The organism is Deinococcus murrayi DSM 11303, from assembly GCF_000482805.1.
In the GTDB taxonomy this organism is placed as follows: domain Bacteria; phylum Deinococcota; class Deinococci; order Deinococcales; family Deinococcaceae; genus Deinococcus; species Deinococcus murrayi.
The window spans coordinates 26892-48103 of record NZ_AXWT01000016.1 but is presented as its reverse complement, the minus strand read 5'-3'; the positions used below and the strand labels follow the sequence as shown (position 1 = coordinate 48103).

Sequence of the window (21212 nt, the reverse complement as noted above, 5' to 3'; positions counted from 1 at the left end):
CCGGCTCCGCTGCCCCCAGCCTGCCCCGCGCCTACTTCACCAGACCGAGTTTGCGAACCTCGTCGCGCTCCTCTTCGAGTTCTTTCGCCGTGGCGTCCATCTTGGCGCGGCTGAACTCGGAGACCTCCAGGCCCTGCACGATTTCGTATTTCCCGCCCTGGCAGCGCACCGGGAAACCGTAAATCAGGCCTTCGGGCACCCCGTAGGAGCCGTCCGAGGGCACGCCCATGCTGACCCACTCGCCTTCGGGGGTACCCAGCGCCCAGTCACGCATGTGGTCGATGGCCGCCGAAGCCGCCGAAGCCGCGCTGCTGGCCCCCCGCGCCTTAATGATGGCCGCGCCGCGCTTGGCGACGGTGGGGATGTAGGTCCCCTCGTACCACTCGCGCTCCACGACGCCCAGCGCGGGCTGGCCATTCACGGTCGCCTGCGAGAGGTCGGGGTACTGGGTCGAGGAGTGGTTGCCCCAGATGGTGACGTTCTTGATGGCGGTCACGGGCTGCCCGGTCTTCTCGGCGAGCTGCGAGACGGCGCGGTTGTGGTCGAGGCGTACCATCGCCGTGAACTGCTCCGGCTTGAGGTCGGGCGCGTTCTGCTGCGCGATGAGGGCGTTGGTGTTGGCGGGGTTGCCCACGACCAGAACCTTCACGTCCCGGCTCGCTACCTTGTTCAGCGCCTCGCCCTGCGGCTTGAAGATGCCGCCGTTCGCGCCCAGCAGGTCGCCGCGCTCCATCCCGGCCTTGCGGGGCATCGCGCCCACCAGGAGGGCGTAGTCGGCATCCTTGAAAGCGACCATCGGGTCGTCACTGGTCACGATGTCGGCCAGCAGGGGGAAGGCGCAGTCGCGCAGCTCCATCACGACGCCCTGAAGCGCCTTGAGGGCCGGGGTAATCTCCAGCAGTTGCAGGATGACGGGCTGGTCCTTGCCCAGCATGTCGCCCGCGGCGATGCGGAACAGCAGGCTGTAGCCGATTTGCCCGGCGGCGCCGGTGACGGCCACGCGGACGGGTTGCTTGGTGGTCATGGTCATGGTGATGCCTCCTGAGGAGTGACGTGTTTCGGCCCACAATAGCTCAGCTCTCAGCGGTCAGCCCCCAAGGGCTATGGCTCCAGCGCTTTGGCTTCCCGGCGCTAACGGCTGACGGCTGACCGCTCCCCTCAAATCGGCGCGTCCTCCTGAAACCTCGGCTCGCGCTTCTCGCGCAGGCTCGCTAGCCCTTCGCGCACGTCGGGACCTGTGAAGCCCAGGAACTCCAGCGCGAGGCTGGTGTCGAAGGTCGGCCCCATCGCCCGCAGCCAGTTGTTCAGGGCGTACTTCGTCCAGCGGACGGCGGTTGGGCTGCCCGCGGCGAGGGTGCGGGCGACCTTCCAGGCGCGGTCGAGCAGCTCGTCGTCGGGGACGCACAGGCTGACGAGGCCGATGCGCTCGGCTTCCTCGCCGGAGACGGGTTCGCCCGTCATCAGGTGGTACTTGGCCTTGTTCAGCCCGCACAGCAGGGGCCAGACCATGGCCGCGTGGTCGCCCGCTGCCACCCCCAGCCGCACATGCCCGTCCAGAATCCGGGCCGACTTCGCGGCGACGCTCACGTCCGCCAGTAGCGCCACCGCCAGCCCCGCCCCCACGCAGGGGCCGTGGATGGCGCTCACGACGGGTTTGCCGCAGTTGACGAGGTTGTACACGAGGTCGCGGGCTTCCTTCCACACGCGGGCGAGGGCCGTGAAGTCCCCGCTCATCTCCTCGATGAGGGCAAAATCTCCGCCCGACGAAAAGCCCCGGCCCTCCCCGCGCACGAGCACGCAGCGGACGCCCGCAGCGGCGTCGATGTCGCGCCAGATGTAGGTCAGGGCGCGGTGGGCTTCGGCGTCCACGGAGTTCAGCGTCTTGTCGTTGCGCAAGGTGACTTCGAGGATGCCGCCCTCATGCAGGGTGAGGTGCAGGCCGGGGTAAGCGCCCGGCGCGGTGAGCTGTTCGGCGGTGAGGGGTTGTGGAGGCATGGGGGGAGGCTATAACACCCCCCGGCAGGGGGGACGCGCCCGGCCCCGCCCGCGCCCTACGCTGGGGCGAAGCTGGCCCCGGAGGTTTTCCCATGCGCCCCATCCTGCCCGCCGTGCTGCTGCCCCTCCTCCTCGCCGCCTGCGGGGGCGACCCCGCCGCGCCCGGCCCCCGCGCGGTGCTCGTGACCGTGAATGACCCCGACCACGGCGACACCTTCACCTACGAGGCTCCGGCGGGCTTTCGCCCCGCGCTCAGCCCCCAGCCCGGATTCCCGCAGTCGGCGGCAGAGCGGACCATGCTGGAGGCCGTGAATGCCGAGCGCGGGCGCGGCGGCACCTGCCCGGATGGCCGGAGCTTTCCGTCCCGCCCCCCGCTCACCTTTGAGGGCCACCTGCACGAGGCGGCGACCCGCTACGCGGCGGTGCTGGCCGGACGGGGCACCCTGGACCTTCCCCACCGCCTTGGCACAAGCACCCCGGCGCGGCGGATGGTGGAGGCGGGCTTCAGACCCGCCCCGCCCGCCGGGGCCGCCCTGCTCTTCGGGGAGAGCCTCGCCGCCGGAATGACCGACCCCGCCGAGGTCATCGCGGTGTGGAAGGGCAGCGCTGGCCACTGCGCGGCCCTCTACAGTCCGGTCCCCTACGGGAGCGCGGCGCGGGCAGACGGGGCGGGGCGGGCCTACTGGGTGCTGAACACGGCGGGCTGGTAATCCCGCTTCAGGGCAGCCCCACCACTCCCCGCCCGTTGACCAGGGCCGTGGGCACCCCCAGCTCGGCGGCGAGGGCGGGGTCGGGGTGGCCGGGGGCACCCGCGAACAGCAGCACCGGGCGGGCTTCCAGACCCACGCTGCCCTGGGTGTCCAGCCGTTCCAGCATGGCCGCAAAGGTCCAGTCCCGCGCCCACAGCCGCTTGAGGGCGTGCAGGGCCGCCGTGCCGGGGGGGGTCACCCGCGCTGCCTCCGCCTCCCGCTCGCCGGGCCGCCGCAGGTGCAGTTCGCCCCCCGCCAAGCCCGCGTTGCCCAGCGCCCGGTAAAAGAGCTGTACCGCGTCGTCCGACAGGGCGCTCGTGCGGACGAGGTCGGCGGCGCGGGGGGCCAGGGCTTCCAGCAGGTCCTCGTCCAACCGCGCCGGGTTGAGGCCCGCGAGGAGCCGCCGAAGCTGTTCGGGCAGGTTGTTGCCCCGGTAGAAGGCTTCCTCGTAGCTCGCGGGCAGCACCATTCCGGCCCCCAGGCGTCCGGCGTTCGCGGCCAGCCGGTGCGTCTCGGCCCCGACCACGGCGGCAGGCTGCCGGGCGGCCTCGGCAAAGGTCAGCATGGAGGGGAGCTTAGCAGGAGCCGGGGATTCAGCGGGCACCGCGCAGGGCTTTGGGGAGGTAGGGCCAGAGGGGGCGGAGGGCAGCGGCCTCGGCCAGCGCGACTCCTGCGGTGATGCCCGCGACCACCACCCACCCCTGTGGGTCTGCACCGAACCAGACAGGCGACAGGCTCGCGGCACCGAGCACATGCCACAGCGACTTCAAGGCCCTGTGCAACACCCGCCCGCTGCGGGGGGCAACGCGGCGCGGCACCCACCGGCTCAGCGTGCCCAGCAGCAGCAGGCCCACGGCGTAGACACTGTACGCCGCCCACCCGAAGCTCAGCCACCCCAGCATCCCGGCCACGGGGGGCAGTGCCAGGGCCAGCACAGTCCCCAGCGCGGCCCTGCGGGGACTTTCCGGGTCTGCCACGGGCCAGAGGGGAGCCGAACGCAGTGCCTCGTCCTCCAGCCGGGTGAAATACGCGTGCTTCAGCGCCTCCCGGACCTCCGGCACCGGCCCCAGTCCCGCCAGCGCCGCGCCCTCTGGGTCGGGGTGCCCGGCTTCCCGCAGGGCGGCCAGGGCCTCGGCATGGTGGGCGCTCAACTCGGCCCGCAGCCGCTCCGCCGTGTCGTCGGGAAAGGGCGCGACGACCGCCTCCAGCCAGGCATCAAAGGTCTTTGGTGAAGGAACGGGGTAGGGCACTGTATCGCCTCCGGAGATTCAGCGAGCACCGCGCAGGGCTTTGGGGAGGTAGGGCCAGAGGGGGCGGAGCCAGGTCAGGAGGCCAATCACCGCGCCTAGAGCAATCCCAAGGATGGCTGCCCCGAACGCGGAACTCTCCGAAAGCCAGATGGTGTAGAGGCCGAGCATAGCGAATATCCCCCGGCCCGCCCGCAGCAAGACCAGCAGCGTACGGGCGCTGCGAGCAGGCCAGCGGCGCGGGATGGCCCCTTCCAGCATGCCGAGGACCAGTATTCCAGCCACATACACTCCGTAAGCCACCCAGGAAAAGCCCCAGCCCACGAGAAGGGATATGAAGGGCAGAGCCAACCCGATGACCGCATCGAAGACGAGTCCACCCGGTTCTCGCGGCTCCGCTCGCCGGTAAGCCCGGTTCGCCCACAGCGCCTCTTCCTCCGCCCGCGTGAAATGCGTCTGCATCAGCGCGTGCTGCACCTGGGTCGCGGACCCCAGCGCCGTCAGCGCCGCGCCCTCCGGGTCGGGGTGCCCCGCTTCGCGCAGGGCGTCGGCGTGGGCGAGCGCATGTTCCTCCAGCTCGCGGCGGATGCGGCGGGCCGTGTCGGGCGGAAAGGGAGCGGTCACGGTGTCCAGATAGCGGCTGAGCGGCGTGGGGGTCATGGGCGGCCCTCCTTCAGGGCGAGGGTGCGGCGCAATCGGCGGTCGTCCCAGGCGGTCCAGCACACGAGACCCAGCAGCATCCCGCCAAAGACTGGAAGACCCCAGGGCCAGACGAAGGGTTCACCGTGCCAGGTCTGGAGCACCCACTGGAACCACAGCATGAACTGGAGGCTCAGGCCACCCACAGTGCTGCGCCAGAGCACTCGCCGCTCGGCGGGCAGGCGGCGGGTGAGGTGCCACAGCAGGGCCGTTAGTCCCAGCGACAGCGCAGGCGCGAGCAGCCGCCACCAGGGAAAGGGCGCAGCGACGGCGTAGTTCCAGGCCAGAAAGAGCGCGTACAGGGGAGGCATGACCCACACCACGGCGGCGACCATGGGGACGCCCGCCCCGTCCCGCAGCGTTCGCAGCCGCTCCTCGCCCAGATACGTGCGCCCCAGCGCCCGCCGCACCCGCCCCGGCTGACCCAGCGCCGCGACCGCCTCGGCTTCGGGCAGGCCGGATGCGGCGACGTGGGCGGCGTATTCGGCCTGCACGCGCTGCACCACTTCAGGCGGTAGGCCAGCGGTGGCCTCATGCAGCCAGCGGTCGAGGGTCACGCGGCCTCTCCTTCCAGCTTGGCAGCGGCGCGGAGGGCGGTGGGGAGGCTCCAGAGATGCCCGAACGCCAGCACAAGACAGGCCAGCGGCAGCAGGACATCCGCGCTCAGTTCGGCGGGCAGCCGGAAGTTTTTCCAGACGGTCCGCAGCTCCCAAAGGCCCCAGAGCCAATACAGCAGCAGGCCCGTTTTCGCTTGCAAGGCCCAATAACTCAAGGCCCGCCAGCGCCCGGCATCCAACCGCGACACAGACAGCCACCGCGCCAGCGTCAACATCAGGAGACCAGAGAGCAGCAGCGCGAAGCGACCCCAGGGGACCGTAGCTCCCTGCCACGTATCCCAAAGAGCATCGCCCACAACCAGTCCAAAGAGGAACAGGTCCTCCCCCAGCGCCCGCCGCAGCCCGGCCCAGGTCGGCGCGTAGCCGGGGTGCAGGGCGCGGGTCTCGCGGCCTGTCAGGTGAACGGGGCGCAACTCGCGGTTCACCCGGTGGGGGTCGCCCCAGCCTGCCACCACGTCCCGCTCGCCCGCGTCGTGGGCGTCGTGAAAGGCGTCCGCGTACTCCCGCCGCACCCGCGAGGCTGCCTCCGGCGCGAGGCCGTGCGTGGCAAGGTCCAGCCAGCGCTCCAGGGTCAGGGGCGGGGTCATGCCCGGCCCTCCTCGGCCTGGAGGGTGCGGCGCAGGCGGGCGTCGCGGCGGAGGTGGTTGTGGGCCACGTAGACAACGATGAGGGTGGAGAACAGAGGCGCGTAGACCATCGGCCACCCGGTGTATTCCCAGACTCTGGGCAACCAGTTCAGCCACGACACAACAAGCAGCATGAGCATCAACCGCCACTGCCGCCGCCGCGCCGGGTGCAAGTCCCAGGTCAGCGCGACCCCAGTCAGCAGAACGGCAACCCCCAAGCCAGAGGCCAGAACACCGGAGCGTAGGGCCTCCCACAGCAGAATGGCGGGGACGACTAGCCCCGCCAGCCACTCCGAGAGGTTCCAGCCTGTCCGCAGGCTCCCGCCCGTCGTCACCTCCTCCAGTTCCTTGGCCGTCAGGTACAGCCGCCGCAACCCCTCATTCGTTGCCTCTGGGTCGCCCAGCACCGCCCGCACGTCGGCATCCTCCGGCCATCCAGCGTCCTGAAGGTGCGCCCGCGTCTCGCGCTCTACGCGTCCGGCCACGCCCGCGGGGAGGTCGCGGGTGGTCCGCTCCAGCCACTGCTGCGCGTTCATGCCGGGCCTCCCAGCACCGCCCCGACCGCCCGCACCCGCTTCTGCCAGTCGCCCCGCGCCCTGGCCAGGGCCTTGCCGCCCTTCTCGGTTAGGCGGTACTCGCGCCGCACCCGCCCGCCCGCCTCGCGCTCCTCGCTCTCAACCAGGCCTTCGGCCTCCAGCGCGTGCAGGGCCGGATAAAGGGTGCCTTCTTTGGCCGTCAGCAGCCCCTCCGAGCGGGCCTTGATGGCCTGCGCGATGGCGTAGCCGTGTTCGGGTTGCCGCTCCAGCACCGCCAGGATGAGCATGCGCAGTTGGTCGCGGGAGTTCATGGCCCCAGCATACCTCTCGTTTCGATGTATCGGGAAGAGAGGGATTCAGGCAGGTGATACTGGCCCATGACGGACGACATCCGCCGCTTTCCCATCGGCCCGATTCAGGACCTGCCCACGCGGGACCGGGCGGCGCTGGAGGCCGTCGCTGCGCGGATGGAGGCCACCGGTCGCGAGTGGCGGGAGGCGGTGACCGGGCTGGACGCCGCCGGGCTGGCCCGCACCTCGCGCCCCGGCAGTTGGACGGTGGTCCAGCTCGCGCACCACACGGCAGACGCGCACGTGCACGGGCTGAACCGCTTGAAGTACGGGCTGACGGCAGAGGGCTACGTCATCCAGCCCTTCGCGCAGGAGGCGTGGCTGACGCTGGCGGACGCGGCGCTGCCGGTGGAAGCGGCCCTCGCCCTGATGGAGGCCGCGAACGTGCGCTGGGCGGCCCTGCTGCGCGGCACCGACCCCCAGCGGTTCGCCCGCCGGGTCACCCACCCACAGGAGGGCGAACAGGACCTGTGGCGGCTCGTCGCCAAGCACGACTGGCACTTGCGGCATCACCTCGCCCAGGTGCGGCTGGCGCTGGCGTAACTGCTAGTCCTCCAGGTGGGCGTGGTCGTTGTAGCTCAGCAGCGTCCACTGCCCGCCGCGCCGCTCCAGCCGGGTGATGCCGGTGTGGGCGTGGAGGTAGGGAAAGGGAAGCACGTAGCCCGGCTGCGGGGTCGCGGGCCAGCCGAAGAGGGCGCACAGCAGCGCCCGCAGCGCCGCCCCGTGGGTAAAAGCCGTGACGGTGCCGCCCGGCAAGCCTTCTGCCCAGGCCCGCATTCTCTCTCCCACCGCTTCCAGGCTCTCGCCGCCGCCGGGGGCCGGAAGTCGCCAGGGGTCGCGCTGCCAGGCGAGGTAATCGGGGTCGTGGAGCACCTGTTCCGAGGTCGCCCCCTCGTAGCGCCCAAAGTGCAGCTCGCGCAGGCGGGGGTCGGCGGTGATGGCGGCACCGGGCAAGGCGAGGCGGGCCGTCGCGAGCGCCCGTTGCAGGTCACTGGCGTACACCCGTCCGGGGTCGCGTCCGGCGAGCCGGGCCGCCAGCCGCCGCGCCTGCGCCTCGCCCACCTCGCCCAGCGGCGTGTCGGTCCAGCCCTGCCAGCGGCCTTCTCCGTTCCAGACGGTGGCCCCGTGGCGAATCAGGGAGAGGCTCAGCTCCTCTGCTGCGGCTCTCGCGGCGCTCAGGGGCGGGCCTCCGCGTCGGGCTGCGGCGCTTCCGGCTCGTCCCGCAGCGGCGGCACCGGGCGGGGGGTGCCATCCTCATCCAGCGCGACAAAGACGAAGAAACCCGTGGTGGCGAGTTCCTGCTCGCCGGAAGCCATGTGCTCGCGGTACACGTCGACCTGAATGGTCATGGACGAGCGCCCCACCCGGACCACGCGGGCGTCGAGGGCCACCGCGTCCCCCACCCGGATGGGGGTGCGGAAGTCCACCCCGTCCATGCGGGCCGTGACCACCGCGCCGCCGGGACCCGCGTGCCGCACCGCCGCCACGCTCGCGGCCTTGTCCATCAGCGAGAGCACGAAGCCCCCAAAGGCCGTGCCCAGGTAGTTGGTGTCCTTGGGAAACACCAGCTCCAGCATCCGGGCGCGGCTGCGCGGGGCAGGGGTGCGGGACTGGGGGGGTGGCACGGGCACAGAATCCTTCATTGCGCCCGGCAGTGTAGCCCGGCGGTGCTCGCCCCCCCCAGCAGACGATGAAGAAATGGAAGCTAGACATTTGACACCCCCCGATGTCCGTGCCAGCATGCGCCTTACCCACAACTCTGCTCGGTTCGGCTGCCAGCTTTCCTGGCAAACGCCAAGTCTCGTGCGGCCTTGTCTGCTGCATCGGAGGTCCTATGAACAAGCGTGTGCTGCTCTCGCTCGCCCTTGCGCTCTCGTCTCCCGCCCTGGCGCAAAAAGTCGTCAGCATCGGCTTTAGCGGGCCGCTGTCGGGGGGCGCGGCCTTCTACGGCAAGGATGTCCAAAGCGGCATCGAGATGGCAATTAACGAAATCAACAAGGCCGGGGGCATCACGGTCGGCGGGGAAAAGGTGACCTTCCGGCTGGTGTCGCTCGACGACCGCTACCTGCCCAACGAGACGGCGACCAACGTGCGGCGCCTGACCTCGCAGGGCATCGACGTGATTTTCGTGCCGCACGCGGGCGGCATCCAGGCGGTGCAGCCGCTGACCACCCGCGACCCCAGCTTCCTGCTGGTCGCCTACTCCAGCGAACCCAAGATTCTGGAGGCAAAAAACCCGCTGACCTTTATGCTGCCGCCGCGCTACGACAACTACGTGCAGCCCTTTGTGCAGACGCAGATGAAGGCCTTTGGCAAGCGGCTGGGGCTGATTGGAACGACAAGCGCCTACGGCAAGCAGTGGACGGAAGCCATCAGCGAGGAGTGGAAAAAGCAGGGCGGTACGGTGGGCACCAACAATGGGGTGGATTACAACACCACCGTGGACTACTCCAGCGCCGTGACCAAGGCCCTGGCCGAGCGCCCCGACGTGCTGTTCGTGGGGGGTCCCTCGCAGCCCACTGCGCTGGTCATCAAGGCCGCGCGGGAACAGGGCTTTAAGGGCGGCTTTATCGTGATGGACCAGGCCAAGTTCGAGCAGATGGACGACGTGATTCCGCGCAGCTACCTCGACGGCAGCGTGGGGGTCTTGCCCACCATCGAGTACCCCGGCACCCAGCTTTTCCGCACCAAGTACGTGCGGGCCTACAAGAAAGACCCCACCAGCGAGGCCGCGCTGAACTACATGGGCATGAACATCATCGCCCGCGCGATGACGCTCGCGGGCACCACCGACAACCCGCAAGCCATCCGCGCTCAGCTCAACGCGGCGGCGAGGGCGCTCCCGCAAAGCCAGACGGTCTACAAGCTGGCGGGGGTCACCCCTGGGGGCCACGTCGACGCCGAGTTCGTGATTGCCAGTGTCAAGAACGGCCAGTACACCCGCCTGCGCGTGAACAAGGTCTACAAGTAAGCCCGGTGGGAAACAGCCGACCCGTGCCGCTTTTCTGCAGGCTCCTTTCCTAACCCGTCCGGGCCGCGCTCCTCCCCCTTCCCTGGAGCGCGGCCCATTTTCTCTGACGTACCCGTCTCTCAGGAGGCCCGACCTTGACCATCCTCTTTCAACAACTCTCCAACGCGCTGGCGCTGGGCGGGGTGTACGCCCTCGTCGCGCTGGGGCTGACGCTGGTGTACGGCGTGATGCGGGTGCCCAACTTCGCGCACGGCGGGCTGTACATGCTGGGGGCTTACTTCACCTACGCGGTCCTCAACGGCTTGGGCGTGCCCTATGTGGTGGCCCTTCTGATCGCGGCGGTTGCGGTTGCGCTGCTCGCGGCGCTGCTCGAACGGTTGGTGTTCTATCCCCTCCGCAACGCCCCGCACGTCCACGCGATGATTGCGGCCATTGGGGTGCTGTTTTTCTTCGAGGCGGTCGTGCAGCGCATCTGGGGGGCGGACTTCAAGCAGATTGCCGAACCCATTCCCGGCATTCTGAACGTGGGCGGGGTGGTCATCACCTGGCAGCGGCTCCTCGTCATCCTGGCTTCGGTGCTCGCCATGCTGGGGCTGAACTTCTTCCTCAAGCGCACGCTGACGGGCGCGACCATCGAGGCGATGAGCCAGAGCCGCGAAGGAGCGCGGCTCGTCGGCATCGACGTGAACCGGGTCGGGATGCTGACCTTCGCCATTTCGGGGGCGCTCGCAGCGGTCGCGGCGGCCCTCATCGCCCCCATCGTATCGGTCGCGCCGTCGATGGGCGAGGTGATGAACCTCAAGGTCTTCGCCATCATCATCCTGGGCGGCATGGGCAGTGTGCCGGGGGCCATCGTGGGGGCTTTTCTCCTCGCCTTTGCGGAGGTGTTCGGCGGCTTTTACATCAATCTCGACTTCGCGGACGTGATTGGCTTCGCGGCGTTGGTGCTCGTGCTCGCGATTCGTCCGCAGGGGCTGTTCCGGAGGGGGACGTGAGCCGGATGAGTGGACTTCATCACCGGGAGGGCACCCGATGACCCGCCCCGCTTTCAAACCCGGCCCCCTCGTGTGGGTCGCCCTCTTCGTGCTCGCCGCGCTGCTGCCGCTGCTGCAACCCGGCGGTTTTGTCCTCGACGTGGCGATCAACGTGATGATTTGGTCGATGTTGGCCTATGGCCTCAACGTGATGCTGGGCTACACCGGGCAACTGCCCCTCGCGCACGCGGGCTTTTTCGGCATCGGGGCGTACGCGGTGGGCATCCTGACCCTGCGGGAGGGCTGGAACTTCTGGCTGGCGTGGCCCGCCGCCGTCGCGCTGTGTGCGCTGGGTGGGCTGCTGCTGGGGCTGGTCGCCTTTCGCACGCGGGGCGACGCCTTTTCCATCTTCACGCTGGGCGTGGGCGTCATCATCGCGCTCGTCATCAACAAGTGGGACGACCTCACCGGCGGCAACGACGGCCTCAACGGAGTGCCGCCCGCTTCCAGCTTGCTGGGCATCGATTTTTCCAAATCGGCCAACTTTTACTACGTGGCGCTCGCGGCCCTCGCGCTGACGGTGCTTGTCGTGGCCCGCACCCGCCAGAGCGTGTTCGGGCGCTCGCTGGTCGCCATTCGGGGCGGCGAGGACCTCGCCCGCAGTGCGGGCATCGACGTCTTCTCGCACAAGCTGCGGGCCTTGATGCTCTCGACGGCCATCGCGGGGCTGGCGGGCGGCGTGTACGCGGCCTACGTGGGCTTCCTGGGGTCGGCGGTGACCGGCCCGACGACCACCTTCACCGTGCTGCTGTACCTGCTGGTCGGCGGGGTGGGCACGCTGGCGGGGCCGCTGCTGGGCACCGGGCTGATTTATGTGGCGCTCCAGTTCATGAAGGGACTCCAGGACTACCAGTACATCGTGTTCGGGCCGCTGCTGGTGCTGCTCGTGCTCTTCGCGCCGCAGGGCCTGGCCGGGCTGTGGAACCGCGCCCAGATGCGCCGGGCGAGCGCCCGCACCGAGAGGGCGGTGGACCATGCCTGAGAGCATCCTGGAGGTCGAGGGGCTGGGCATCCGCTTTGGCGGTTTGCACGCCGTGCGCGACGTGACGGCTCAGCTTCCGGCAGGAAAAATCACCGCGATTATCGGGCCGAACGGGGCGGGCAAAAGCACCTTTTTTAACCTGATTTCGGGCTTCTACGCGCCGACGTCGGGCCGCATCCGTTTTCAGGGCGAGGACATCACCCGCTTAAAGACCCATCAGGTTGTGGGGCGCGGCATCGCCCGCACCTTCCAGACGACCACCATCTACCGGGAACTCAGCGTGCTGGAGGGCGTGATGATCGGCCACCGGGTCCGCACCCGCGCTGGGCTGTGGGACGCCCTGCTGCGCACGGGCCGCGAGCGCCGTGAGGAGGCCGAAAGCCGCGAAGCGGCGCTGCGGGCGCTGGAGCGGGTGGGGCTGGCGGCGCAGGCCCATCGGCCCGCCGGAGCCTTGACCCAGGAGGGCCAGAAGCGCGTCGGCATCGCGATGGCGCTCGCCAGCGACCCCCGGCTGCTGCTGCTGGATGAACCCGCCGCCGGGATGAACCCGGAGGAGACCGTCAACCTGATGGGCCTGATTCGGGAGTTGGTGGGGGGCGGCCTCACGGTCGCGCTCGTCGAGCACAAGATGAGCCTGGTGATGGGCCTGGCCGACGAGATTTTGGTCCTGCACCACGGCCAGAAGATTGCCCAGGGCACGCCTGGCGAGGTCAGCCGCGACCCCGCCGTCATTGAGGCTTACCTGGGCGGGCACGCCCACGGCGGGCAGATGGGTCAGCCGGGCCGGGAGGGTGCCCATGCTTGAAGTGCAGCGGCTGAGCGTGAACTACGGCCCCTTCCGGGCGCTGCACGACGTGGACCTCACCGTGCAGGAGGGCGAAATCGTCGTGCTGCTGGGAGCGAACGGGGCGGGCAAGAGCACCCTCTTCCGGACGCTGAGCGGCCTTCAGCGCCCCTCGGCGGGCACGGCGACCTGGCGGGGGGTGCCGCTCACGGGCGGGCGGCCTGAGTTCAACGTCGCGCGGGGCGTGGCCCTGTGCCCCGAAGGCCGCCTGCTGTTTCCCGACCTCAGCGTCGAGAAGAACCTGCGGCTGGGGGCCTTTGTGCACCGCCGGGACGCGGCGGGCACCGAGCGCGAGTTGGGGCGGGTGTATGACCTCTTTCCCGACCTGGTGGGCAAGCGGCACGCTCCTGCCGGGAGCCTGTCGGGCGGGCAGCAGCAGATGGTCGCCATCGCCCGGTCCCTGATGGCGCGGCCCCAGCTTCTGCTGCTCGACGAGCCGTCGCTGGGGCTGGCCCCGCTCGTGGTCGAGCAGGTCTTCGCGGCCATCTCGCGGGTGAATGCGAGCGGAGTCAGCGTGCTGCTGGCCGAGCAGAACGCCTTTGCCGCGCTGGGCATCGCGCACCGGGGCTACGTGCTGGAGGGGGGGCGGGTGTCGCTGCAAGGCTCGCAGGAAGCGCTGCTGGGCGACGACCGGGTGCGGAGCGCGTACCTGGGCGTCTAACCTTCCAACCCCCCGCAGGAGCGGCGTGTCACGGGAGGCTGACACGCCGCTCCTCTTCTGCTTACGCGGGGCCGCTACACTGCTCACCGTCGCCCCCCCTCCCCCCGTGGGCCGGGGGGCCGAACTCCGAACGAGAGGACCGCCGTACCCGGTCAGGACAAGACGGCGCGGGGAGGTCTTTGTATGGCATGGACACTGCTCGTGATTGCGGGCCTGCTGGAAGTCGGCTGGGCGGTCGGCCTCAAGTACACCGAGGGCTTTACCCGGCCCGTGCCGACGGTGCTCACCCTGCTGAGCATGGTCGCCAGCATGGGCCTGCTGGGGCTGGCGGCCAAGACGCTGCCCATCGGCACCGCCTACGGGGTGTGGGTGGGCATCGGGGCGGTGGGGGCGGCCATCCTCGGCATCGTGCTCTTCAAAGAACCCGCCACCCTCAGCCGCCTGCTCTTTTTGGGGATGATGATCGTAGCGATTGTCGGCCTAAAGGCGACGAGCGGGCACTGAGCAGCTCCGCCGCCGCCCGCTCGCCACTCTCGATGGCCCCGTCCATATAGTTCATCCAGACGCGGGCGGTCTCGGCCCCCGCCCAGTGCACCCGCCCGACCGGGGCACGCAGCGCCTCGCCGTAGCCGGTCCAGGTGCCGGTGCCAAACAGCGCCCCGTAACACCCCCCGCTGTGGGGCTGGGCGGGCCAGTCGCCCTCCACGGTTTCCAGCGGGGCGAGGGCCTGGGGACCAAACAACTCGGCGAGGCTGTGCAGCGCGGCGGCGCGGCGCTCCTCCGGGGAGCGGTTCATCCAGGCGCGGGCCTCTGCGCCCTCCAGAAACCCCAGCAGCACCCCCGGCTGACCCTGGGGCGGGCTGCTGTCAAAGGTGACGGTGACGGGTCCCCGGTCGCTGATTGCCATCCCGCTCAGGCCCGCCTCCCGCCAAAAGGGGCGCTCGTAGACCGCCAGGAACTTGACGACCGCGCCCATCGGCAGCCGCTGCTGAAGCTGGGCGCGCCGGGGCGGCAGGGGCGGGTCGAAGGGCACCCCGGACAGCAGCGCCGGGGGCACGGCCAGAATCGCGTGCGCGGCGCGGTGCTGGCCCTGCGGCGTGTGCAGGGTGACGCCCGATGCGTCCTGCTCGACCCGCAGGACGGGGCTGCTCAGCCGCACGTCGGGCAGGGCGTCGGCCAGCCGCTGGGCGAGGCTCTGCGCCCCGCCGAGAATCCGGTCTTGCAGGGCGTGCCCACGGGTCAGGGTGTGGCCATGAATGCCGCCCCCGTGCGCCGTGTAGGTCAGGACGTGCAGCAAGCTCAGCTCGGCGGGGTCCGCGCTGAAGACCGCCCCGGCATACAGCCGCAGCAGGGCGCGGGTCTGGGGGGTGCGGGCGTGACGGGTGATCCAGGTGTCAAAGGTCTGCGCGTCGAGCCGCTCGGCGTCGGGGGCCGTCCAGGGGGCCTCCAGCGGCACCCGCCGGGCCAAGCGCTCCAGGCGCGAGGAGAGCCGGGCGTAATCCAGCAGCACCCACAGGGGCAGCGGCGGAATCAATCCCCGGTAACGCCGGGTGCGCCCCAGCAGGTGGGCGAGGTTGTGGCCCGCGTCGTGGGTGGGGTAGGTCTCCAGCCCCAGCTCGCGCAGGAGGGCCGTGACGTGCGGCTGGTTCGGCCCCACCCACTGCCCGCCCAGGTCCACGCTCACGCCGGTCACGGGCAGGCGGACCGTGTGGGTGCGCCCGCCCACCCGGTCGCGGGCTTCCAGCACCCGCACCCGCCGCCCGGCTTGGGTCAGCCGCCGCGCCGCCGTCAGCCCGGCGAGGCCCGCCCCGACGACCAGCACGTCCGGGGCGGCGTCCCCGCCCGGCCTGCCTTCCGCATCAAGCGTCATGCACCAGCGTATCCCCTGATACGGACTCCGATTGAAAGGTTGACTTGTCAACCTGCAATCCGAGCGAAGCGAGGAGGAGAAAAACGGATTCCGGGAGTGGAATGAACAAATCGGCGCCCTTCCGATTTGTTCACGAAACAGACGGAAGCCGTATGGGAACCCGCCCGGTCACACCTCTCGAAAAGCCCCCATCGCCCGGAAGCGGGCCGCCCGCCCGGCCTTCAGCTCGTCCGGCCCCAGCGCCGACAGCTCCGCGAGGTGGCGCGACACGGCCTCGCCCAGCGCCGCCGCCGCCGCGTCCGGGTCGCGGTGGGCACCCCCCAGGGGTTCGGGCACGACCTCCTCGACCAAGCCCAGCCTCAGCAGGTCGGGGGCGGTCAGCTGGAGGGCTTCGGCGGCTTGGGGGGCCTTGGCCGCGTCCTTCCAGATGATGGAGGCGGCTCCCTCCGGCGAAATCACCGAGTACCAGGCGTTTTCCTGAATCAGGACCCGGTTGCCCACCCCCAGCGCGAGCGCCCCGCCAGAGCCGCCTTCCCCAATCACGGCGCACACGGCGGGCACTCGCAGGCGCACCATCCGCTGAATGCTCCCCGCGATGGCCCAGCCCTGGCCGCGTTCCTCGGCCTCGATGCCGGGGTAAGCGCCCGGCGTGTCGATGAGGGTGACGACGGGCAACCCGAAGCGGTCGGCGAAGTCCATCAGCCGAATCGCCTTGCGGTAGCCTTCAGGGTTGCTCATCCCGAAGCGGCGGCGAATCTTGCTCTTGGTGTCGCGGCCCTTTTGCTGCGCGAGGAGCATCACCGGGACGCCCCCCCAGCGGGCGGGGCCGCCAATCAGGGCGGGGTCGTCGCCGTAGGCCCGGTCGCCGTGCAGCTCGGCAAAGTCGGTGCACAGCCGCTCCACGTAATCGAGCGCGGTGGGGCGTCCCGGTGCGCGGGCGAGGCCCACCCGCTCCCAGCGGGTCAGGTGGGCTTGGCACTCCCCGCGCAGACGCTCGACCTCGGCCCGCAGTGGGGTCAGCGCGACGCTCAGGTCTTGCCCGGTGCGCTGCGCTGCGTCCTCCAGGTCGCGCAGCCGGGCTTCGAGTTCGCGCAGGGTATCGGCGGGCGTGCTCACGCGCTCGCCTCCCCCGCGGGCTGCCGGGTCAGCACGCCCAGCAGCGAACGCAGATAGGTCCGGTGCTCGCGGCGGTCGACGACCGCGTCCACCATGCCGTGTTCGAGCAGGAACTCGGCCCGCTGAAAGCCTTCGGGGAGGTTTTGGCGAATGGTCTGCTGAATGACCCGTGGCCCCGCGAACCCGATGAGGGCACCCGGCTCCGCGACAATCACATCCGCGATGGTGGCAAAGGAGGCGGTCACGCCCCCGGTCGTCGGGTCGCTGAGGATGGAAACGTAGGGCAGCCCCCGCTCGGCCAGACCCTCCAGCGCCACGGTCGTTTTCGCCATCTGCATCAGCGACAGCGCACTCTCCTGCATCCGCGCCCCGCCGCTCGCGGCGACGAGGACGAAGGGCGTTCCGGCCCCCGCCGCGTGCTCGGCGGCCCGCGCAATCTCCTCGCCGACCACGCTGCCCATGCTGCCGCCCGAAAAGGCGAAATCCATCGCCGCAACGGTGACGGGCAAGCCCAGGATGGTCCCGGTGCCTGTCAGGATGGCGTCGGGACGGCCCGTCTTCTTCTGCGCCCGCGCCAGCCGGGCCGGGTAGGGTTCGGTGTCCTCGAAGCCCAGGGGGTCGACGGGATGCACTCGCCCGGACCGCTGCTGAAAGCTGCCGGGGTCCAGCAACACCTCCAGCCGCTGCCCCGCGTCCAGCCGCAGGTGATGGCCACAGCGCGGGCAGACGTGGGCATTCAGGTCGAGGTCACGGTTGTACACCCCCTCCTTGCACTGGGGGCACTGGGTCCACAGGTCCGGCAACTCCGCCCCGGCTTGCTGCTGCGGGCGGCGCCTACGAAAAAAACGGTCGAGCGCCATAGCCTATACACTCCTCTTTTCTGGACAACCAGCGTTCCGGCGCATTCTAGACGCGCCGGAAAGGAACAGCCCCGCGCTCTGAACCGGGTGCAAGGAGGGCGGGGCCCGTCAGCCCAAGCGCCGCTTGAGGTAGTCGTCCATCTGCGCGAGTTGCAGGTTCAGGTCGCGTTGCAGGGCGTCGAGGCGGGCACTGACCTCCGCGAGTTCGGAGGAGGGGAGCGCCGGGCGACTCACGCTCTGGCCCAGCGTCTCGAAGCGCTCGTCGATATAGGCCTGGAGCTGCGCGAAGCGGCTGCCCTCCTGCGCGTCGATGTTGGCCCGCAGCGCCTCCATGTCGCGCAGCAGCCGGGCGCTGTCGGCCTGACCCCGCAGCCGCTCGACATTGGCCCACAGGAAAAACAGCAACGCCAAGAGCAGCCCAGTCAGCAGCAAAATCAGCCCCAGCGGCACCCCCGTGTAGGTCACGAAGCCCAGGTTCAGGGTGTGCCCGAACATCAGCGCGTGACGGTTGAGCACCGCGAAGATGGCCGCGAGCACGACAATGAGGAGGAGCACGACCGTCCGCATGGGGTGAGAGTACCCCACCCCCCACCCCATGCGGCAGGGGGGGAACGTTTACCCAGCGGTGGCTAGTTCACCCGGCCCAGGAGAAGGGGCTGGGGCTGCGGAGCCGTGCCCGTCACGCTCAGGCCCCCCTCCAGCAGGGCGCGGGCGGCGTCCAGGCCCCGCCCCCCCCGGTGGAAGAGGCGCAGCACGGGTTCGCCCGCCGCGACCGCCTCGCCGGGCTTTTTCAGGACTTCCACGCCGACCCCGTGGTCGATGGCCTCCCCCTTGCGCTCGCGCCCGCCCCCCAGCGCGAGGACCGCCCGGCCCACCGCGAGGGCGTCGAGGCGCCCCACGAAACCGGAAGCGGGGGCCACCACGTCCGCCCGGTCGGGGGCCACGTCCAGCCGTTCGGGGTGGTCGACAAGGGAGGCGTCCCCGCCCTGCGCCGCCACGAAGGCGCGGAACTTCGCCAGGGCCGAGCCGTCTTGCAGGGCAGCGCGGGCGCGGGCTTCTGCCGCGGCTTCGTCCTCGCCGTGGGCCACGAGCGCCTCGACCGCGAGGGCCACGCACAGCTCGGTGAGGTCCTCCGGGCCTTCGCCGCGCAGGGTCCGAATGGCCTCCTGAACCTCCAAGCTGTTCCCGGCCATATGCCCCAGCGGGGTATCCATGTCGGTCAGCACGGCCCGCACCTGCCGCCCCGCCCGCGTGCCGATGTCCACCATCGCACGGGCGAGCGCCTGCCCATCCTCCAGGGTCCGCATAAAGGCCCCGGCCCCGACCTTCACGTCGAGCACGACCGTGTGCGCCCCTGAAGCGAGCTTTTTGCTCATGATGGAGGAGGCAATCAGGGGCAGGCAGTCCACGGTCGCGGTCACGTCGCGCAGCGCGTAGAGCTTGCCGTCGGCGGGGGCGAGGTCCTTCGTCTGCCCAATCAGGGCGAGGCCGAGGTCCCGTGCCTGGGCCAGGAAGCGCTCTTCGGGGAGGTCCGGACTCCAGCCCGGAAAGCTTTCCAGTTTGTCGATGGTGCCGCCCGTGTGGGCCAGCCCGCGCCCGCTCATCTTGGCGACGGTGAGGCCCAGGGCCGCGAGCATCGGCGTCAGAATCAGGCTGGTCTTGTCGCCCACGCCGCCCGTCGAGTGCTTGTCTACGGTGCGCGGCAGCCCCGCGAGGTCCATCTGGTCGCCACTGGCGGCCATCACCAGCGTCAGGTCAGCGGTCTCCTGCGGGGTCATGCCGCGCAGGTAGACGGCCATCAGCCACGCGCTGACCTGATAGTCGGGCACGTCGCCCCGCGTGTAGCCCAGCACAAGCTGCTCGAGTTCGGCGCGGGTGTGCTCTGCGCCGTCACGCTTCTTGCGAATCAGGTCGGGGATGGTGAGGGTGGTGGTCATACGGCAGTGTAGCGGGCCGAGAAGCTGGCCCCCTTTGTCCTCTCTGCTGTGTCCTCGCCGCCCCCTACGGCAAAAGCCCCCGCCACTCGGACGGGGGGAAGAGGTGACGGGGCGGTTACAGCGCGGGCTGCGGGGTCGGCTGGCCGGGCTGCTGGCTGCCGCCCACCCGCGAGACGGCCTCGCGGACGACGTCCCCGGTAATCAGTTCTTGGGTCAGCAGCGCCTCGGCGACCTCGTGCATGGCCTGGCTGTACTCGGTGACCAGGCTCCTGGCCCGCTCGTAGGCGCGGTTCAGGATGCGCTTGACGTCCTCGTCGACGAGCTGCGACGTGTGCTCGGAAAACATCTTGGGCTTGGCCATATCCTCGCCCAGGAAGACTGGGCCGGAGTCGGTCGTGAGGGCCATGTTCTTAAAGTTGTCGCCCATGCCCCACTCCAGGACCATCTTGCGGGCGATGTTGGTCGCCTTGCGGAAGTCGTCGGCAGCCCCCGACGTCACGCTGCCCATAAACACTTCCTCGGCGGCGCGCCCGCCCAGCGCCACGACAAGCTGATTTTCCAGCCGCTCCTTGCTCATGAGGACCTGCTCTTCGGGGAGGTAGAACGCGGCCCCCAGCGCCCGCCCACGCGGGATGATGCTGACCTTCTGAAGCTTGTCGCTGCCCGGAATCACGGCGGCGGTCACGGCGTGCCCGGCCTCGTGGTAGGCGATGGCCTTTTTTTCCTGCGGGCTGACGGTCAGCGAGCCGTTTTCCAAGCCCAGGGTGATTTTGTCGAGCGCCCGGTAAAAGTCGCTCATGTCAATCTGGGTCTTGCCGAGCCTCGCGGCTTCCAGCGCGGCCTCGTTGGTGACGTTCTTGAGGTCGGCCCCGGAAAAGTACGGGGTGCTCTTAGCAATCTCCGTCACGTCGACGCCGGGGGCCAGGGGCTTGTTGCGCAGGTGCACCTTGAGGATGGCCTCGCGCTCCTTGAGGTTGGGCAGGTCGATGGTGACCTGGCGGTCAAAACGGCCAGGGCGCAGGAGGGCCGGGTCGAGGACGTCGGGACGGTTGGTCGCGGCGAGCACGATGACGCTGCTCGACTTGTCGAAGCCGTCCATCTCCGAGAGGATTTGGTTGAGGGTCTGCTCGCGCTCGTCGTGGCCGCCGCCGATGCCCGCGCCGCGCTTGCGCCCGATGGAGTCGATTTCGTCGATGAACATGATCGCCGGGGCCGACTTGCGGGCGTCCTCAAAGAGGGTCCGCACCCGGCTGGCGCCGACGCCCACGAACATCTCCATGAACTCGGAGGCACTCACCGAGAAAAAGGGCACGTCCGCCTCGCCCGCGATGGCCCGCGCGAGCAGCGTCTTGCCAGTGCCGGGAGGACCGACCAAAAGCACGCCCTTGGGGATTTCCGCGCCAAGCTGATGGTACTTGGCCGGATTCTTGAGGAAGTCGACGACCTCAATCAGCTCGCGCTTGGCTTCCTCGTGGCCCGCCACGTCGGTGAACTTGGTCTGGACGCGGTTTTCTTTGCCGTACTTCTTGGCCCGCGACTGCCCGAACTGCATGACCCCACTCTGGGCGCCCTGCGCCCGCATGAAAAAGAAGTACATCAGGCCAATCAGGAGCAAGATGGGCAGGAAGTTCAGCAGGATGGCGAGCCATTGGCTGGGAGCCTCGAAGCGGTAATCCACCCCCTGCTGCTCCAGTTGTGAGATGAGCGTGGGGTCGGGCGTAGCCTGGTTGCCGGGCAGCCGCACGGTAAAGCGGTCGGTCTGAATGGGCTGCTGCCCGTTCACGACCGTGACCTCGGTGGGTTCGGTCAGACGCACTTGCGCCACGTTGTCGCGCACCACGACCTGCTCAACTCGGTCTTGCGCGAGGAGGTTCTTAAAGACGTTGTAACTGACGGTCGCTCGCGCCCCATTGGGGGCCTGAGAGAACATCAGAAAGAGAGCCAGGACAAACAGGACGATGAGCCAGGGATTGAGCCGCCTCAAGGGTGCCTCCAGAAAAAATGAAACGAAGGGGACGGCCTCCGTCCCGCCGGGGTTGAGTCTACCAGACTCAAGATGTGTGGGCGTATCCCGCGTCACACCTGAGCTTCATGGAGGGGAGAGACACCCGCAGGGCG

Annotated in this window: 25 protein-coding genes and 1 riboswitch; of the genes, 8 read left to right on the top strand and 17 right to left on the bottom strand. The window is 69.8% G+C overall.

Annotation, left to right across the window (positions count from 1 at the left end; genetic code table 11):
* Positions 1 to 31 precede the first annotated feature (31 nt).
* Positions 32 to 1024 (bottom strand): malate dehydrogenase, encoded by a 993-nt coding sequence (locus H565_RS0102340; protein WP_027459625.1) that lies wholly within the window; start codon positions 1022 to 1024, stop codon positions 32 to 34.
* 134 nt (positions 1025 to 1158) lie between these two features.
* Positions 1159 to 1995: an enoyl-CoA hydratase/isomerase family protein gene (locus H565_RS0102335; RefSeq protein WP_027459624.1), complete on the bottom strand. Its 837-nt coding sequence runs from the start codon at positions 1993 to 1995 to the stop codon at positions 1159 to 1161.
* 92 nt (positions 1996 to 2087) lie between these two features.
* Between H565_RS0102335 and H565_RS0102330 the strand changes: the two genes are divergently transcribed.
* Entirely contained in the window at positions 2088 to 2705 is a 618-nt protein-coding gene (locus H565_RS0102330; protein WP_027459623.1) for a CAP domain-containing protein, read from the top strand.
* A gap of 7 nt (positions 2706 to 2712) precedes the next feature.
* Here the strand turns inward: H565_RS0102330 and H565_RS0102325 are convergent, their stop codons facing one another.
* From H565_RS0102325 to H565_RS0102295, 7 genes are read right to left on the bottom strand one after another with little or no spacing between them, the layout of a single operon-like run.
* Positions 2713 to 3309, bottom strand: coding sequence for a hypothetical protein (locus H565_RS0102325; RefSeq protein ID WP_027459622.1), 597 nt, complete (start codon positions 3307 to 3309; stop codon positions 2713 to 2715).
* 28 nt (positions 3310 to 3337) lie between these two features.
* Positions 3338 to 3994, bottom strand: a complete 657-nt coding sequence (locus tag H565_RS0102320; RefSeq protein WP_027459621.1) for a hypothetical protein — start codon at positions 3992 to 3994, stop codon at positions 3338 to 3340.
* 18 nt (positions 3995 to 4012) lie between these two features.
* Positions 4013 to 4651 (bottom strand): hypothetical protein, encoded by a 639-nt coding sequence (locus tag H565_RS0102315; RefSeq protein WP_027459620.1) that lies wholly within the window; start codon positions 4649 to 4651, stop codon positions 4013 to 4015.
* On the bottom strand, positions 4648 to 5247 hold the full coding sequence (locus H565_RS0102310; RefSeq protein ID WP_027459619.1) for a DUF1700 domain-containing protein: 600 nt from the start codon (positions 5245 to 5247) through the stop codon (positions 4648 to 4650). The genes H565_RS0102315 and H565_RS0102310 overlap by 4 nt, the downstream gene beginning before the upstream one ends.
* The gene (locus tag H565_RS15605) at positions 5244 to 5894 is read right to left on the bottom strand and encodes a hypothetical protein (protein WP_051363368.1); all 651 of its coding nucleotides are present in this window, start codon (positions 5892 to 5894) and stop codon (positions 5244 to 5246) included. Before H565_RS15605 ends, H565_RS0102310 begins: the two co-directional genes overlap by 4 nt.
* Positions 5891 to 6469 carry a hypothetical protein gene (locus H565_RS0102300; RefSeq protein WP_027459618.1) on the bottom strand — a complete coding sequence of 193 codons (579 nt, stop codon included), beginning with the start codon at positions 6467 to 6469 and terminating at the stop codon, positions 5891 to 5893. The genes H565_RS15605 and H565_RS0102300 overlap by 4 nt, the downstream gene beginning before the upstream one ends.
* Complete coding sequence (locus H565_RS0102295; RefSeq protein WP_027459617.1) at positions 6466 to 6780, bottom strand: helix-turn-helix transcriptional regulator; 315 nt, start codon at positions 6778 to 6780, stop codon at positions 6466 to 6468. Before H565_RS0102295 ends, H565_RS0102300 begins: the two co-directional genes overlap by 4 nt.
* Before the next feature lie 66 nt (positions 6781 to 6846).
* On the opposite strand from H565_RS0102295, the gene H565_RS0102290 reads away from it, so the two are divergent.
* Positions 6847 to 7362: a DinB family protein gene (locus tag H565_RS0102290; protein ID WP_027459616.1), complete on the top strand. Its 516-nt coding sequence runs from the start codon at positions 6847 to 6849 to the stop codon at positions 7360 to 7362.
* Positions 7363 to 7365: 3 nt separating this feature from the next.
* Here H565_RS0102290 and H565_RS0102285 read toward each other — a convergent pair whose 3' ends face one another.
* Positions 7366 to 7953: a histidine phosphatase family protein gene (locus H565_RS0102285; RefSeq protein WP_027459615.1), complete on the bottom strand. Its 588-nt coding sequence runs from the start codon at positions 7951 to 7953 to the stop codon at positions 7366 to 7368.
* 41 nt (positions 7954 to 7994) lie between these two features.
* Complete coding sequence (locus H565_RS14045; RefSeq protein ID WP_034403432.1) at positions 7995 to 8462, bottom strand: acyl-CoA thioesterase; 468 nt, start codon at positions 8460 to 8462, stop codon at positions 7995 to 7997.
* Between the two features lie 191 nt (positions 8463 to 8653).
* On the opposite strand from H565_RS14045, the gene H565_RS0102275 reads away from it, so the two are divergent.
* The 6 genes from H565_RS0102275 (at position 8654) to sugE (ending at position 13815) form a co-directional block, all read left to right on the top strand.
* The gene (locus tag H565_RS0102275) at positions 8654 to 9790 is read left to right on the top strand and encodes an ABC transporter substrate-binding protein (RefSeq protein WP_027459614.1); all 1137 of its coding nucleotides are present in this window, start codon (positions 8654 to 8656) and stop codon (positions 9788 to 9790) included.
* Positions 9791 to 9924: 134 nt separating this feature from the next.
* The gene (locus H565_RS0102270; protein ID WP_027459613.1) at positions 9925 to 10785 is read left to right on the top strand and encodes a branched-chain amino acid ABC transporter permease; all 861 of its coding nucleotides are present in this window, start codon (positions 9925 to 9927) and stop codon (positions 10783 to 10785) included.
* A 37-nt stretch (positions 10786 to 10822) separates the two neighbouring features.
* Positions 10823 to 11806: a branched-chain amino acid ABC transporter permease gene (locus H565_RS0102265; RefSeq protein ID WP_027459612.1), complete on the top strand. Its 984-nt coding sequence runs from the start codon at positions 10823 to 10825 to the stop codon at positions 11804 to 11806.
* Positions 11799 to 12611 carry an ABC transporter ATP-binding protein gene (locus H565_RS0102260; RefSeq protein WP_027459611.1) on the top strand — a complete coding sequence of 271 codons (813 nt, stop codon included), beginning with the start codon at positions 11799 to 11801 and terminating at the stop codon, positions 12609 to 12611. The genes H565_RS0102265 and H565_RS0102260 overlap by 8 nt, the downstream gene beginning before the upstream one ends.
* On the top strand, positions 12604 to 13311 hold the full coding sequence (locus H565_RS0102255; protein ID WP_027459610.1) for an ABC transporter ATP-binding protein: 708 nt from the start codon (positions 12604 to 12606) through the stop codon (positions 13309 to 13311). The genes H565_RS0102260 and H565_RS0102255 overlap by 8 nt, the downstream gene beginning before the upstream one ends.
* A 105-nt stretch (positions 13312 to 13416) precedes the next feature.
* Positions 13417 to 13483, top strand: a riboswitch (guanidine-III (ykkC-III) riboswitch).
* Between the two features lie 11 nt (positions 13484 to 13494).
* Positions 13495 to 13815 (top strand): quaternary ammonium compound efflux SMR transporter SugE, encoded by a 321-nt coding sequence (gene sugE, locus H565_RS0102250; protein WP_027459609.1) that lies wholly within the window; start codon positions 13495 to 13497, stop codon positions 13813 to 13815.
* On the opposite strand, the gene H565_RS14040 is transcribed toward sugE, so the two are convergent.
* From H565_RS14040 to ftsH, 6 genes are all read right to left on the bottom strand, one after another.
* Positions 13745 to 15181 (bottom strand): flavin monoamine oxidase family protein, encoded by a 1437-nt coding sequence (locus H565_RS14040; protein WP_051363367.1) that lies wholly within the window; start codon positions 15179 to 15181, stop codon positions 13745 to 13747. The two genes, sugE and H565_RS14040, sit on opposite strands and share 71 nt — an antisense overlap.
* A gap of 168 nt (positions 15182 to 15349) precedes the next feature.
* Complete coding sequence (locus H565_RS0102240) at positions 15350 to 16297, bottom strand: acetyl-CoA carboxylase carboxyltransferase subunit alpha (RefSeq protein WP_034408099.1); 948 nt, start codon at positions 16295 to 16297, stop codon at positions 15350 to 15352.
* Positions 16294 to 17157, bottom strand: a complete 864-nt coding sequence (gene accD / locus H565_RS0102235; protein WP_027459607.1) for an acetyl-CoA carboxylase, carboxyltransferase subunit beta — start codon at positions 17155 to 17157, stop codon at positions 16294 to 16296. Before accD ends, H565_RS0102240 begins: the two co-directional genes overlap by 4 nt.
* A 108-nt stretch (positions 17158 to 17265) precedes the next feature.
* Complete coding sequence (locus tag H565_RS0102230) at positions 17266 to 17724, bottom strand: hypothetical protein (protein WP_027459606.1); 459 nt, start codon at positions 17722 to 17724, stop codon at positions 17266 to 17268.
* Positions 17725 to 17786: 62 nt separating this feature from the next.
* Entirely contained in the window at positions 17787 to 19094 is a 1308-nt protein-coding gene (locus H565_RS0102225) for a thymidine phosphorylase (RefSeq protein ID WP_027459605.1), read from the bottom strand.
* A gap of 115 nt (positions 19095 to 19209) precedes the next feature.
* A complete protein-coding gene (gene ftsH / locus H565_RS0102220; RefSeq protein WP_027459604.1) occupies positions 19210 to 21078 on the bottom strand; it encodes an ATP-dependent zinc metalloprotease FtsH in 1869 nt (622 codons plus the stop codon).
* Positions 21079 to 21212 lie beyond the last annotated feature (134 nt).

Bases quoted from the DNA above. Each gene is read 5' to 3' on its own strand.
- H565_RS0102340 (WP_027459625.1), bottom strand. From the start codon at position 1,024: ATGACCACCAAGCAACCCGTCCGCGTGGCCGTCACCGGCGCCGCCGGG.
- H565_RS0102335 (WP_027459624.1), bottom strand. From the start codon at position 1,995: ATGCCTCCACAACCCCTCACCGCCGAACAGCTCACCGCGCCGGGCGCT.
- H565_RS0102330 (WP_027459623.1), top strand. From the start codon at position 2,088: ATGCGCCCCATCCTGCCCGCCGTGCTGCTGCCCCTCCTCCTCGCCGCC.
- H565_RS0102325 (WP_027459622.1), bottom strand. From the start codon at position 3,309: ATGCTGACCTTTGCCGAGGCCGCCCGGCAGCCTGCCGCCGTGGTCGGG.
- H565_RS0102315 (WP_027459620.1), bottom strand. From the start codon at position 4,651: ATGACCCCCACGCCGCTCAGCCGCTATCTGGACACCGTGACCGCTCCC.
- H565_RS15605 (WP_051363368.1), bottom strand. From the start codon at position 5,894: ATGACCCCGCCCCTGACCCTGGAGCGCTGGCTGGACCTTGCCACGCAC.
- H565_RS0102300 (WP_027459618.1), bottom strand. From the start codon at position 6,469: ATGAACGCGCAGCAGTGGCTGGAGCGGACCACCCGCGACCTCCCCGCG.
- H565_RS0102295 (WP_027459617.1), bottom strand. From the start codon at position 6,780: ATGAACTCCCGCGACCAACTGCGCATGCTCATCCTGGCGGTGCTGGAG.
- H565_RS0102290 (WP_027459616.1), top strand. From the start codon at position 6,847: ATGACGGACGACATCCGCCGCTTTCCCATCGGCCCGATTCAGGACCTG.
- H565_RS14045 (WP_034403432.1), bottom strand. From the start codon at position 8,462: ATGAAGGATTCTGTGCCCGTGCCACCCCCCCAGTCCCGCACCCCTGCC.
- H565_RS0102275 (WP_027459614.1), top strand. From the start codon at position 8,654: ATGAACAAGCGTGTGCTGCTCTCGCTCGCCCTTGCGCTCTCGTCTCCC.
- H565_RS0102265 (WP_027459612.1), top strand. From the start codon at position 10,823: ATGACCCGCCCCGCTTTCAAACCCGGCCCCCTCGTGTGGGTCGCCCTC.
- H565_RS0102260 (WP_027459611.1), top strand. From the start codon at position 11,799: ATGCCTGAGAGCATCCTGGAGGTCGAGGGGCTGGGCATCCGCTTTGGC.
- H565_RS0102255 (WP_027459610.1), top strand. From the start codon at position 12,604: ATGCTTGAAGTGCAGCGGCTGAGCGTGAACTACGGCCCCTTCCGGGCG.
- sugE (WP_027459609.1), top strand. From the start codon at position 13,495: ATGGCATGGACACTGCTCGTGATTGCGGGCCTGCTGGAAGTCGGCTGG.
- H565_RS14040 (WP_051363367.1), bottom strand. From the start codon at position 15,181: ATGACGCTTGATGCGGAAGGCAGGCCGGGCGGGGACGCCGCCCCGGAC.
- accD (WP_027459607.1), bottom strand. From the start codon at position 17,157: ATGGCGCTCGACCGTTTTTTTCGTAGGCGCCGCCCGCAGCAGCAAGCC.
- H565_RS0102230 (WP_027459606.1), bottom strand. From the start codon at position 17,724: ATGCGGACGGTCGTGCTCCTCCTCATTGTCGTGCTCGCGGCCATCTTC.
- H565_RS0102225 (WP_027459605.1), bottom strand. From the start codon at position 19,094: ATGACCACCACCCTCACCATCCCCGACCTGATTCGCAAGAAGCGTGAC.